General features: G+C 48.3%; 11 protein-coding genes. 5 read left to right on the forward strand and 6 right to left on the reverse strand.

Annotated features, from left to right (window positions below; all coding sequences use genetic code 11):
- Positions 1-144 precede the first annotated feature (144 nt).
- A complete protein-coding gene (queG, locus tag ACMUEV_RS01730; protein ID WP_190649579.1) occupies positions 145-1,056 on the reverse strand; it encodes a tRNA epoxyqueuosine(34) reductase QueG in 912 nt (303 codons plus the stop codon).
- Between the two features lie 54 nt (positions 1,057-1,110).
- On the opposite strand from queG, the gene ACMUEV_RS01735 reads away from it, so the two are divergent.
- Complete coding sequence (locus ACMUEV_RS01735; RefSeq protein WP_190649577.1) at positions 1,111-1,482, forward strand: nuclear transport factor 2 family protein; 372 nt, start codon at positions 1,111-1,113, stop codon at positions 1,480-1,482.
- A 29-nt stretch (positions 1,483-1,511) separates the two neighbouring features.
- Positions 1,512-1,955 carry an Rrf2 family transcriptional regulator gene (locus ACMUEV_RS01740; protein ID WP_190649575.1) on the forward strand — a complete coding sequence of 148 codons (444 nt, stop codon included), beginning with the start codon at positions 1,512-1,514 and terminating at the stop codon, positions 1,953-1,955.
- A gap of 210 nt (positions 1,956-2,165) precedes the next feature.
- On the opposite strand, the gene ACMUEV_RS01745 is transcribed toward ACMUEV_RS01740, so the two are convergent.
- From ACMUEV_RS01745 to ACMUEV_RS01765, 5 genes are all read right to left on the reverse strand, one after another.
- Entirely contained in the window at positions 2,166-5,219 is a 3,054-nt protein-coding gene (locus ACMUEV_RS01745) for a hypothetical protein (protein ID WP_190649574.1), read from the reverse strand.
- Between the two features lie 6 nt (positions 5,220-5,225).
- Positions 5,226-7,043, reverse strand: a complete 1,818-nt coding sequence (locus ACMUEV_RS01750) for a response regulator (RefSeq protein ID WP_190649573.1) — start codon at positions 7,041-7,043, stop codon at positions 5,226-5,228.
- A 19-nt stretch (positions 7,044-7,062) separates the two neighbouring features.
- Positions 7,063-9,189, reverse strand: coding sequence for a response regulator (locus ACMUEV_RS01755; RefSeq protein ID WP_190649572.1), 2,127 nt, complete (start codon positions 9,187-9,189; stop codon positions 7,063-7,065).
- Positions 9,190-9,205: 16 nt separating this feature from the next.
- Positions 9,206-11,707 (reverse strand): response regulator, encoded by a 2,502-nt coding sequence (locus tag ACMUEV_RS01760; protein WP_190649571.1) that lies wholly within the window; start codon positions 11,705-11,707, stop codon positions 9,206-9,208.
- Positions 11,708-12,030: 323 nt separating this feature from the next.
- Entirely contained in the window at positions 12,031-12,210 is a 180-nt protein-coding gene (locus tag ACMUEV_RS01765) for a hypothetical protein (protein ID WP_190649570.1), read from the reverse strand.
- 345 nt (positions 12,211-12,555) lie between these two features.
- Between ACMUEV_RS01765 and ACMUEV_RS01770 the strand changes: the two genes are divergently transcribed.
- The 3 genes from ACMUEV_RS01770 to ACMUEV_RS01780 all read left to right on the forward strand — a co-directional run bounded on the left by ACMUEV_RS01770 (position 12,556) and on the right by ACMUEV_RS01780 (position 13,586).
- Positions 12,556-12,951 carry a hypothetical protein gene (locus ACMUEV_RS01770; RefSeq protein ID WP_190649569.1) on the forward strand — a complete coding sequence of 132 codons (396 nt, stop codon included), beginning with the start codon at positions 12,556-12,558 and terminating at the stop codon, positions 12,949-12,951.
- A 66-nt stretch (positions 12,952-13,017) separates the two neighbouring features.
- On the forward strand, positions 13,018-13,296 hold the full coding sequence (locus tag ACMUEV_RS01775) for a type II toxin-antitoxin system ParD family antitoxin (protein ID WP_190649567.1): 279 nt from the start codon (positions 13,018-13,020) through the stop codon (positions 13,294-13,296).
- Positions 13,293-13,586, forward strand: coding sequence for a type II toxin-antitoxin system RelE/ParE family toxin (locus ACMUEV_RS01780; RefSeq protein WP_190649565.1), 294 nt, complete (start codon positions 13,293-13,295; stop codon positions 13,584-13,586). Before ACMUEV_RS01775 ends, ACMUEV_RS01780 begins: the two co-directional genes overlap by 4 nt.
- Positions 13,587-13,681: the final 95 nt, after the last annotated feature.

The following is a 13,681-nucleotide window of genomic DNA, read 5'->3' on the forward strand; positions in this document are numbered from 1 at the left end:
ATAGGCTAACAAACTTGCTCCTCTCACTCAGAAAAATTTGATGCGAATTTCCGAACGAATTGAGTAGGGGTGTTTCGCTATCGTCTTTTCCAGAGTGAGGGAGAGCCTGATCAAACTTCTATTATCTCTATCTTACACCTGTGATCATTCGCGCAAATTTGCCTTCGCGTTTCGTCTCAACATGCCAATTTTAATGCGTCGCAATGCTGATCCGGTAAATCGTCGATCGTATTCTGCTTCGGAAATTTCAGCTAATTCTTTCAAAGTCGGAGCAATATTCCACGATCGCGGTTGAAAGTCTTCGACATCTGTCTCTTGAGCAAACCGCTGATTCCAAGGGCAAACATCCTGACAGATATCGCAACCTGCGACCCATCCTTTGAGATCGATCTCTGGCAAATTCTCAGCCCGATTCTCGATCGTATGGTACGCAATGCAGCGATTGGCATCAATTACGAATGGTTCTGTGATTGCATCGGTAGGGCAAGCGTCAATACAACGAGTACAGGTTCCGCAATGCTGGGTATGAGGTTGATCGATCGCTAAATCTAAATTGGTGACAACACCACCGAGAAACACCCAAGACCCATAATCGCGAGTAATCAGATTGCCATTTTTCGCAATCCAGCCGAGTCCTGCTTGCTGTGCCCAAAATTTATCTTGAACGGGAGCAGTATCGGCAAAATAACGAGTTTGCGCTCCATTTTGTTCGAGCCAGATCGAGAAGGCTTTCAGTTTTTTGTGCAAAATTCGGTGATAGTCTCGTCCCCAACCATAGCGAGAAATTTTTGCATATTCCTTGCCTGCGGGTCGCTGCTGCGCAGTGTAATAGTTCAAAGCAACACAGATCATCGATCGCGCATCTGGAACGAGTTCGCGAATATTCTGACGTTTCGGATTTGCCATCCACGCCATGTCCGCTTGAAATCCGCGATCGAGCCAATTCTGCAAAGCCTGAATCGCAGAACTTTGAGCCGGATCAGTCACCGATGCAATTCCAACTTTGTGAAATCCTAGCTCGATCGCTTTTTGCTTAATTTCTTCCGTAAGCGTCATGACATCTCTTTCGCAGCTTCTCTATTCTAGTTTGACTGAAACGAGGGAAATTCTATGGAGATTGAAGGCATTTCACACCCCACGATTTTGCGATACTTTGCAACGTTGAACGCGGGCGAATTCGAGACAACGAGCGAATTATTTGATCCAGAAGGAGCGATGCAAGCGCCGTTTGAATCACCGATCGTGGGACGAAGTGCGATCGCGGATTATCTTCAACGAGAGGCCGTAGGATTACAAGCTTTTCCACGGGAAGGAATCGCGGTTCCTGAAACAACCGACTATCAAATTACTGGAAAAGTTCAAATGCCGATGTTTTCAGTCAATGTCACGTGGTTTTTCACGCTCAATGACAATCAAGAGATTACGTTTACTCGCATCAAACTGAATGCGAGTCCTCAAGAGCTGATGAAACTGCGCGGTTAGAATAAAGACTGTGCGTTTAATCTGACTCAATGAAGCTAACCACACGCGGACATTACAGCGTGAAAGCCCTTTTAGATCTCTGTTTTCAGCCGGAGTATGGCCCTGCTTCGGTGAAAGCAATTAGCGATCGACAGGATCTCCCTGCTCCCTATTTAGAAAAGCTCTTGATTGAGATGCGGCGCGCAGAATTAGTCGTTTCGATTCGCGGCGCACATGGAGGCTATCAACTGGCGCGGCATCCTTCCCAGATTTCGCTGGGAGAGATTCTAGCAGCAGTGGGTGAAAGCATTGATCCTTTGCCGCATCACACACCCGACGAGGCTCAAGCGGAAGATTGGGTGGCATTTAGCGTGTGGAATCGCTTGCATCAGAAATTGCGGCAGGCTTTGCATAGCATTTCGCTAGAGGATCTCTATTACGATGCGCGCAGTTGGCAGGCTTCACAAGGAGAAGGGGCGAGTTTTGTAGTTTGAAGGATTCACTGCGATGGGAGACAGAAGCATCGAAGACCGCCAAGAAAGAGACAGTACAACCGAAACGTTTCTAGCTGTTGTTTCGATCTCAATTGTCGTCTCGAGCTTCGTTGTCATTCATATGTCCTAATACAACTAGGTAGGGCTATATCAGTCTGCCACCTTCTCTCAACACACAAGGAAGTCTATTGATAGCGCGCCCATTGATTCTTACTTGGACTGATTCCGTTCAACTGGATGCTTGGATAGGTCTAGAGTGACGCGGGAAATAGGTGCAGCTGTCGTCATAATGCGGGTGCGGCTCTGGGACTTCCAGTGTTGATATCGAAGCAGCGGGAAAGATGCAACCTGTTTTGCCAACGCCCAGAAGAAGACATAGCTTGCCAACAATCGCTCAAATGCTCCAAAGCGAGCTTCCCGTAGTTGTTCTAGCGTCAATTGTCGATCAACAGTGCTATCGTCTGTTTCCCTCAAAGGCAGCGGGTCACTGGACAGAACAATGGCATCCTGAAAGCCTTGATGTGCGATCGCGCTGTTGTGCCCCAATGCAATGATTTCCGCGCCAGTATTTAGATGTTGGACTCCAGTAGCTTGCTTCCCTGTCATGAGCACTGCATTTTCATCTTCTTTTTGCAGCAAGCTCCGCCGACCATCGGGCACTCCTAAGAAAATTAAGGTTCCTCTGACGACTCGATGACCGAAATGATGCAGCATATGATCCTGGGGATTTGCACCATGTACGTCTAACGATGCAATGCCGTAGCTGAGCGAAAAGAGTTTACTCACGTAGACTTTCAGGAGTTGATGAATCCAGGGCACATCTCCAATCACTAGGGTGCGTTTTCCGGTGCGTGCTAAGAGAGATCTGTGCTGAATGTAGCGTAGTCCCAAACTCCAAAGCCAAGGACCAAAGATGTAGATCAGGATGTCTGCCAAGGTAAGTAACGGGAGCAATAATGCAGGTATTGGAAGATTGGCAAGACTAAACAGAACGCGAAATAGAGTTTGTACTAGCGGCGCGTTCAATCCTACAGTAATGAGAATATAGAGCGCATGAATTCCCCAAACTAATGGCGTTTCGAGAATATGCCATGCCCATTTTCGACTACTGTGAATGAGTTGCTGATAGTCGGAAGAGCGGTTTAGGTCGCCCTTTGTCGTAGTTCCGACAATCGATTCGGCGCGATGGATAAACTCATCTTTGGTTTGCTCCAGCATCAATAGATCAGTCGTCGTCAACGTCATCCCAAAGCAGCCTTGATGTGCTGGAAATCGCTCTCGCAGCCGTTTTGCTAGATACAACAAGAATTCCGTTAAGGTGGCTTGAGCCGCAGCGACAGCAACCGTTGTTGGTTCTGCGGTGCGTCGTCCACTTCCATTGATCAAAATACGTCGAGTGAAACTAGATTCTTGATAGTAATACTGGGAAATTGCAGTTCCCATCAGGCTACACATCTCTCCCGTCAGGATGAAGAGTTCACCAATATGACCTTGGCGACGCAGTTCTTCTAGGGCATTCGTGGCTTGTAGAGTAGGGAAGGTTTGCCCGGACTGACTAATTGCAAGCACGATCGTGGTTTTGCCAAGATGCAGCCCCTTCCAACCATACTGCAATCGCTGGAGTAACTGATTGGCAGAGATAGTCTTAACGGTCAATGCTGGAAATAGTGAGATTAAATCTTCAGCAAATCGCTCTCCCAGCCAAAGACTACTTTCAACCCCTGTAATCATTAAATTGAGGCGGGGCAGATCGGCGGCTTGTTCTAACTTGAAATTCACAGTAGCCCGTTGCCTATGATCCCAGATTTTCGCCTGCTCAATTAGGAGTTCAGCAAAATAGTCTGCTGTTTGACGATTGAATGAAGTCGGATCGCGCCAGGATAGCTCGATCGATTTTAGAACCTTGGGAATCTCCTGAATGTCTCGCTGAACCGGATCTGTTGCTTGTTCTTCGGGCGGCAGAATGTAGGAGTTACCTTGCAGAGGAATCCAGCGTTCTTCGAGTTCTGAACTTCGCAGTTCACGGTCTTCGAGCATGGAGTACACCGTAATGTGATCCACGCCAACCCAGGCAATTTCTCCAGCTTTTTGGTCGAGATCCAAGCGGTAGGATCGGGGAATATGAGACAGGACTGCATCAACCGCCGCAGGTTCTGAGGCATAGACCATATAGTTGTCTTGGACATTGAATCCGGTTGCGATCGGTTGTCCCCAAGCACTGACGACGAGCGTTGCTTCACTCAGTGTCGATGCCGTGACGAGACCAAAGCTGCCCTTAGCTCTCGATAGAAAGAGTTTCGTGGCTTGATACAGGTTGTTGTGGAAGAAAACGTGAACTGCGGTTTTGATCCAGGCAGATTGCTTCGCTGTAGACCATTGGCGGATCGAACTATGCTGGCTTAGGGTTTGTAGCAGTTCTTGTTCAAGCTGATTGACATGTTTTCTGGATAGCTCAACTATTGAGTTGGCATAGGGAAGCAGCAGTTTGTCCTTGTGTTTGAGAAAGACCTGTTCCGCGATCGCGCTCCAATCGCTAATCTGTTCCTCTGTTGGGGCTGTATTTGGAGCGGATGCCGAGGGCTGTTTCCCGCCAAATGCGTCTTCAAGCGATTCAGCAACTGCAAGCTGGTACGCGAGGCGAAGCGAAGCATCCCACATGCCTTGCGTGATGAGTAAATCCATCATTCCAGCGATTTTAGGAGAGTCTCCCCGCGTGGCATTCGGTGTATGGAGTACCCGTTGGAGCCAGAGTCCCAGGTGAGCATTTTCAATCGATTCATCAAAGATCGTCCAAGCGTCGAAGTCGCCATTGTGGGTGATGCGATGGTTCACGAGTTGACGATCGCAGATCCATTGTCCATTCTCAACGCGCCACACGTTCGCAAATCGCGCTGGCATCCACTCATGCCAATGGGTTTCCAAGATAGCTGGAGGGCTGCTAGTCGCATAACGATAGTGCCAGATGCCGACAATGGCTTCGTCTAATGGCTTCGCGCCTTTCTTGGTCGCTTGGCGGCGTGTTGTGGCAAAGGTATGTTCCAGAGACTGCGTCAGATTGCGTCGCTTGAGATTGACGACTTTTTTGCCCACAAAGATCACTCGACCGTCACGATCGCGGGCGAAGACAACGCCTCCCCCGGCTTGTTCGCCCCGAATCTCAGTTTCTCGCCCCATGGTCTGACAGATTTCGACCACTCGTTCAGGAAGCAAATCGGAGCCATCTTGCGGCAATCGCTTGCCTAAAAAACCAAAATTTCCACACATGATTTGCTATTTAGAGGTTGAGCTTTTGAGGCAGTCTTCAATTTTGCTGAGCAGGCGGGGCAACTCAATCGGTTTCGTATCATAGTCATCGCAACCGGAGGCTAAGGCTTTTTCGCGATCGCCTGTCATGGCATGGGCAGTCAAGGCAATGATCGGAATGTGGCGAGTTTCAGCATTTGCTTTCAGATGTTGCGTCGCTTCCCATCCGTCCATTACTGGTAAACTGATGTCCATTAAAATCACCTGCGGCTGTTCGGAGAGCGCTTTCGAGACTCCTTCTGCGCCATCGGTGGCAATCACAACTTCATAGCCATGTCGCTGTAAACGGCGACAGAGCATATCGCAGTTTAAGTCGTTGTCTTCTACGAGGAGAACTTTTAGAGGTTTCAATTCAATGGGTTCAGCATTGGACGAGATCTGTCGAAAATAGTCGGTCTGAACAATTTCTGTGGCTTGATGCGATCGCTTGATTTGCTCTAACTCAACCTGTAATGCTGCGAGTTGCTGATTCAGATCTGCTTCGAGCCGCTTATATTCTCTGAACTCTTCTACAATGCTTTCGTAGTGAGCTAATTGATGCCGTATTCGAGCTTGTTCTAGGCAAGCTGTAACTTTTGCATAGAGGAGAGCGGTCGGAAAGGGTTTCGTCAGGTAGTCAGTTGCCCCCAGTGCGATCGCTTGGGAAATCTGCGCCATCTCATCGGGAGCTGCAATCATTAAGACTGGAATGTGTTGCCATGACTCATGCGATTTAAGCTGTTCCAGCACATTCAAGTCTGTTTGACTATCCAGTACGATCAAGTCAAACGAGCTTGCCAAACCCAGCCCTACGGTTGTGGCATTTTTGACGGAGTAGCCTTGACGTTCGAGTTGTCGATATACTGGACTGCCCGCATGAGCAATCACTAACACTCGGCTATTTTCAATCGATGGATCAATTGCTTTACGCTGTTTCCGTGGGAAATTGAGTGGATCAAAGCGATCGCGCTCCTCGCTAGATTCGAGATAACGAGCCATCAAACTATCTAGGTTGTTCACGAGACTAAGCAAATCTTGAGCGGAAGTGTGAATTTGCTCTAGGTCTGGCAGTAAATCAGAAAGCGACTCTTCTAAAAGCAACTCACAGTAGCCCATGATAGTACTCAAGGGGGTAAGCAATTCTCGGCGCAACGCTGGCGCTAAAAGGTCGGCTGTCCAATCTTGCTGCTGAACTTCTAAGAGTGCTGGATTTAGGATCGCTTGGATCAGTTTTAGTAACTGTAAACCTGAGAGATGGATTTTCTGGAGATCGCTCGCGAACGCTGAATTCTGCTGATCGACGAGTGCATCGAGGAGCATATCACTGTAGCCAACGATGGTATAGATCGGTTGCTCTAGATCATGCCGCAAGCGAGTCCATGCGATCGCTTGTCCGGGCACATCAGGAACCGGATCTAGTGGTTTTGGTAACGGCACTTCTGAAGGCTGGAGCAGCGTATCAATCTTTCCGAGCAGTCGCGTAAAATCAACGGGTTTTGTATCATACTCATCGCAACCCGCAGCTAAGGCTTTTTCACGATCTCCAACGATCGCATTTGCGGTTAACGCAATCACTGGAATCTTTTGAGTTTGGGGATTGGCTTTAATTTGTCGAGTTGCTTCCCATCCATCGAGCACGGGCAAATTTAGATCCATTAACACGATGTCTGGTCGTTCAGTTTGAGCCTTCGCAACGCCTTCCGCGCCATCGATTGCAACAACTACATCAAATCCTTTTCGTTCTAGCCGCCGACGCAGCATATCCCGATTGGTCTCGTTGTCTTCAACTAAAAGAATTCTGGTCATAATGTGTTCCTAAAATGATTTACCTTATAAATTGCTGACCAATCTGATCAATGACTTGTGTAAACGGATGATCGGGATAGCAGACTGAGAAAATTTCACTACTCGATAGATGCATTAACTCTTCGCAAAAGGGCAGGATTCCGGCGACTGGCACTTCGTAAGACGCTTCTAACTGTTGCCGATAGGATTCAACATCAAAGCCCGGAAGCGCCCGATTCACAATCAGCGAGATTGCCTCGACCGATAACATGCGGGCGAGTTCTACAATCACCGCCGTGCCTTGATAGTCCTGATAATCGGGACGGAGAACGAGAAGCAGCAACCCGGAAGCCGCGATCGCTTGTAGCGTCCCAGGATCGATTCCAGGGTGACTATCAATCAGCAGAACATCTAACTTAAGATCCCGACTAATCTCCGAGAAACCATCCAGCAACTTCTCGTCGTGGTAGCCTTCCCGCAGAATACGAGTAATGTCGCTCGCTTTCACACTTGCTGGAATCAGATAGATGGCTCCACTCGGCGAGGGTAAGGCGTGGCTAACATCATAGGCAGCTTCATACAGAGCACAACGACCCGATAAATAGTCATTCAACGTGAGCGTCACCGTTTCTTCGTCCAATCCAAACAGCAGATGAATGCCAGGGGATTGTAAGTCTGAATCGATGATCCCCACTCGCTTGCCCTGTTTTGCCAAACTGACTGCAAGATTACTGGTGAGATTTGACTTACCTGTGCCGCCCCGAAAAGAGTGGACAATGATAGTCTGGGTCGTGCGATCGCTCTGGGTTTCAATTGCTGCGAGATCAACTCGGTGGATTCGAGCGGTAACATTCGTTCGATCGTCAACACTCGATTGATCGCCATTCGCAGCAAAGCGAGATAGCGAAGGATAAAGCGACCCGCGATATAGGTTCTCTGTATCTCGACTGCCTTTTCCGCGTTTTTGGATTTGGCGAAAATGATTCGTCGCCGCGAGTTCATCGGCGATCTGCGATCGCTGCTCTTTGTGAATTGCTGCTTGTAAGAAATTCACCTGTTGCTCTAGCGATCTCTCCCGTGACTGCACTTCCTGAGCCATGCGCTGGAAGACTCGCACCAGTTGACCAAACTCGTCACTGCGTTGATTGAGGTCATCGAGGCTCTTGGGATTAAAGGTTTTTGCTTCGATCTCTGCGGCGGCTGTGGTTAAGCGATCGACCTGCTGTAAGTAGAGAATTTCTTGATCCCGCAGGCGCTTCTTCTCTAAACACGCGCCAATTCTCGCCTTCAGCAAGGTAGGGTCAAACGGCTTCTGCAAGTAGTCCTCTGCACCTAGTTCAATACACTTTACAGCGCCATCGATCTCGTCTAACGCAGAGATCATAATCACAGGAATATGTCGCCAGCTTTCATGTTGCTTCAGTTTCTCTAGCAGTTCCAGCCCGTTCATTCCAGGCATGATCACATCCAGCAAAATCAGATCGCAAGGCATTGCTTTCAGTAGCCGGAGTGCTTGTTGAGCAGAGGTCGCAGTCGTGACGGTATAGCCATGCCGCTTCAGTTGTCGCGCGAGTAGTTCAGGATTGGAGTCATCGATCGCTAAAATTGTTCCGCTTTGCACCTGCTTCTCAGGCGACTCCTGACTCAGTGTTTCAAGAGTTGTTGTGGCACTCCGTATGAAAGTAACTGCTGCTGGACTTTCCAGTAACAGAGGTTGTGCCTCCTGCGTGTTGAGAATTTGCAACTGCTGCTGTGCCAAGCTCACAATGTCATTGACTAGCGTGAGTAACTGTTGGGCAGAGGTGTTGAGACTATCTAAATCCGGAATCAACGAGGCTGGGGCATCCTCTAGCAACATCTCGCAGTAGCCGACAATAGCACTCAACGGGGTGAGCAGTTCTACCCGAAGCGTTGCTCCAAAGCTATCTAACCCGCCCTCAATCTGGCTCATTTCCAACTTGGCGGGATCTAGAATCGTACTGACTAAGGTCAACAACTGCTGACTACAGGCATGAATCTTTTGTAAATCGCTTATTAAGTTAGTCTGCTGCTGAATTTGGATTTCTTCTAGCAGGAGTTCACTGTACCCAATCATGGCGTTGATCGGTGTACAGAGTTCGTGACGGAGGTAAACGAGAAGCCGATGCTGAATTTGGCGATTGCCCATGACGAATGCCCGGAATTTAGATGTTTTTAACTTGAAGTAAGCTGCGAATCTCGTCGAGCAGAACTTGTCGGTTATTCTCGCCTTTTGAATAAATCTGCTGCGTCTGTTCGCCCAACCATTGCCGCTCCTCTAGGGTCAAGTCCTTAGCCGTGAGCACAATTACGGGTAGAGATCGCCATTGAGGATGCTGTCGAAGTTCCCGAATAAACGTAAACCCATCCATTTCCGGCATCATTAGATCAAGTAGGATCACGCCCGGTTGCTCGGTCTGCATCACTTCTAGCGCCTTCCGCCCATTCTCAGCTTCCAAAACGCGCCAGCCTGCTTTGGTGACTTGACGGGTAATCATCTCCCGATTCTCGGTGTTGTCTTCCACCACTAAAACCGAACAAGAAGAGGACTGCGTGCGGTAGGGCTGCAAGAGCGTGAGTAAGCGATCGTAATCTACAGGTTTCAATAAATAATCGACTGCACCCAATGCTGATCCCAATGCTTGATCATCCTCGATCGTCACGATCATCACAGGAATTCTTGACAATTCGGGATCAGACTTGAGCAGGCTCAGAACTTCCCAGCCATTCATGTGTGGCATCCGAATATCCAGCAGAATCACATCGGGCATTTGTTGCTTGGCAAGACGCACACCTTCCTGCCCTCCCAGAGCTGCCATGACGCGATAGCCTTCCCGACCGAGAAAGCGTTGCATCAGATCGTGAACGGCGGGATCATCATCAATCACGAGAATCGTGCTTCCAGTACCGTTGACCTCACGCTGGACATTCATACTAGAGGAGGTCTGTAGCGTGGGTCGGTCTGATTCAGGACTCTGTAGTTGTTCTGGCAATCGCATTGTAAAGGTGGTGCCTCTACCCGCTTCACTCTCAACCTGAATCTCTCCTCCTAGCAGTTTGCAGAATTGCTGAGTAATCACAAGTCCCAATCCTGTGCCCCCATACTTGCGCGTAGTGGATGCGTCCGCTTGAGTAAACGCCTGAAATAGGTTTGCCTGCTGTTCTGGGGTCATGCCAATGCCTGTATCACTTACCGAGAAGGTGATCCAGTCTGGTTCTCTACGTTCTACCGTGAGTGTCACTGTGCCATTTTCAGTAAACTTGCTCGCATTACTAAGCAGGTTAAACAAACTCTGCCGTAGTTTGGTGACATCCGATCGCATCGAACCAATGTCGTCTGGACAATTCACCACCAGCGTATTGTGATTCTTAGTCAGTAGTGGATGTAAGGTATCGGTGATCTCTTGCATCAGAGGCGCGATCGCAAACGTTTCCAAGAAAAGCTCGACTTTACCCGCTTCTACTTTTGAGAGATCGAGAATGTTGTTAATCAATCCCAAAAGATGCTTCCCTGCGCCATGAATCTTCTGCACATCAGGGATCAGACTTGGCACCTTGAGATCGGTGATTTCTTCCACCAAAATCTCGCTGTAGCCAATGATGGCGTTCAATGGTGTTCGCAGTTCATGGCTCATATTCGCCAGAAACTTGCTCTTCGTAGCATTGGCTTCCTCTGCCTGCGCTTTCGCCTGTTGAGCCATTTTCATGCTCTCTGCTAGTTGTGCGGTTCGTTGCTCCACCGCCTGGCTCAAGGTTTGCTCACGGGTTGCGACTTCCCGTGCCATGTGCTGAAACGCCCGTGCTAGTTGTCCCGGTTCATCGGCTCGACGCGCCACCTTGACAATCCTAGGAGAGTTAAATTCGCTGACCTGCTCAGCGGTAATTGTGTCTGTCGTAAGACTGTGAGCGATCGTCGTGAGTTGATCAAGGGGATGGATTACTCTGCGCTTCAGCAGTCGATTAATGACCAGCACAACAACCGCAAAAATCGAGGCAAAAATGCCCATGGTCAACCCTAGATACTGTTGCCCTCGCTGAAACACCTGATCTGAGGGGACATAAATCGTCTGAGCCGCAACAATCTCATTGAGTTGCCAGCCAAAACCTCCTTGATCCCCAAAGCTAGCAAGCTGACTCTTAGGTGCTTTGTCCGGCGTTGAATGGCACTGCAAACAACTTTCCTTTTTGACCGATAGGGGACGTGCCGTGAAGAATAGGTTAACGCCATCCATAGTGCGATAGCCAGACAGTTTTTTCATATCCGGCTGCTGGCGGAACTGATCTACGAGCTTGGCTTCAAACTCATCAGCTTTGTCTCTGGGATTGGTGGGATTGAGTGTTGCTTCTCGGTAGATGTAATCTCGATGCTCCGGCTGACTGCGGAAATTCTCAAATACTGTCAGCGCGGAGTAAGCAGGTACCGTTTCGCTGATAAACTTCGGCGAGATCTCTAACTGTTTTTGCAGCAGGGGTGCAACGTTCTCGCTAGTATAAGTTCTGACAGCATTCATCGTTTGCGTCAGTAGTTCAGCTTTGGTAGAGACTTCATCCTCAGCTTTGCGTTGCATTGCCTGTGACAATGTAACTCCACTCAGAATGATTCCACCTAGAAAAATGAGCGTAAGCAGCAGCGTAAACTGAGTCCCCAACCGAAGCTTTCTAAGCATTTCCACTCCTTGAGTCAGATCTTGCTAGAGCACCATTGCGACTAAGCGTAAACTATTTCGTTCTATGGACAGTAACGGGCTAACTTGCTGCGGAAAATGGGTTTCAGATGAAGGTAGAAAGATGTATCAAGATCCCTACGAATATAGGAAATGCTTAAGTGATTGTCAAATTTACTATTAACGGAATATTAAACAAGAAGATTAATGGTTACAACGATTACAATTTTGACCACAATTTCGACAACATTCTAAAATTACGTACCCTAATACATTTGATATAAAGTATTGGCTGCTTTTTGGCGCAATTTTAATCGACGATGCTGCTAAATCCAATTGAAGTAGCTCACGACTAACCGAGTTGTCACCTTTGTCTGTTCCCAAACCTTGCCAAACTTATTCTGCCGTCGATGCCAGCGTCCGGTCTGTTGTCGAACAATCCCATTCGTGCGCTCTACTAGTTGTGTTTTGTCTTTGCCGATGTGATGCGGAACTTCAGGTGGCAAGACCCGCTCATATCCGCCCCGTCATTGCTATGAAATTGTTTGCACTCTGTTTTCCCTTCAGTGTGGAACACTCACTGCTCAATCATTGCATCGGTGCGTTTGCCCACTCGTGCTGTGAGAATCAGACCGCTGCTGTTGGCTAAGCTCAGCCCAATCCAGCAATCTCCTGCTTCTTGCTCCTGAGTCAAGCACTGCTTTTGTTTTTTGAGGCAATCGAAGCTACATTACCTTTTCCCTATAATCAAACTCGCCAATCATCAGAGCATTGAGAAGCGAGATCGCACAAGGGAGAATGTCGATCGTTGTTCTCGCTATAATTCACATATCGCCATTGTGGAAGGAACGATGATGCAAGCTTCTACTGAGCAACTTTTAGACGCGATCGCGCAACTGCCCCCGCAAGAACTAGAGGCATTTGTTGTCCAGGTCTTGAAGCTTCGCGCCCAACGGCAAGCCCCTCATCTATCTTCTTCAGAATCCGAGTTGCTTTCAAAAATCAACCATAGCCTTTCCAGCGATCGACAAGCTCGATTTGATCAGCTTGTTGCGAAACGGCAAGACCTCACGATCACTGAATCAGAACTTGCTGAACTCATCGAGATCACAGAGCAAGCCGAGCTTTTGAACGCTGAACGCATGGCAGCACTCGCAAAATTAGCAACTGTAAGAAATCAATCGCTCACTCAAGTCATGCGAAATTTAGGAATTCATCCACTTGCCTGTCTGACGTGCCCTTCATAGCTCAACCATCGATCGCGATCTCAAAAATTCGGCGATGTTAAACTAAAAGCAAACATCGATCGCGCAATGGATATCACCCTCACTCCAGAACAAGCCCAAATCATTCAGCAAAAGCTTCAAAGCGGACGTTACAAAACGCTTGATGATCTGCTTGCTCAAGCCTTTCAACTCCTAGATGACTGGGAAGAACACAGCCTTATAGAAGATCCTGCTTGGATTGACTCCGCCCGTCAGAAAGTAGATGCTGCAATTCAATCATTAGAGCAAAACGGCGGTACAGATGGAGAAACCGTCGTGAACCGACTCCTTGAGAAATTCCAGCAGGCGCGACAGAACCAACAATGAGTCGATACATTATTTCTGACGAAGCCATTCGGGATCTGGATGATATCTCTGACTATTTCTTACAAACCAATCTAGAAGCAGGTGAGCAGTTTCTTAGAGCATTCAACGCAAAATGTCAGCAGCTAGCCAGCTTCCCAAAAATGGGTCGCAGTTATGGACATATTCGCCCTGACCTCCGTGGACTAGCATTACGGGGTTTTGTAATCCTTTATCGAGTCAACGAAATAGAAGATCAGCTCGAAATTCTAAGAGTCATCAGCGGGCGACGAGATCTAGAAGCTTTATTCTGAACGCTTCAGCTTTGAGAATAATGTCGATTCGATCGCTGAATCTCAATTGAAGAAGCAATCGTGAATCTATAAAACGCGATCGCATCTCCTCAACT

Origin of the sequence: Leptolyngbya sp. FACHB-1624 (assembly GCF_047649235.1) — a bacterium.
GTDB lineage: Bacteria > Cyanobacteriota > Cyanobacteriia > Leptolyngbyales > Leptolyngbyaceae > Leptolyngbya > Leptolyngbya boryana.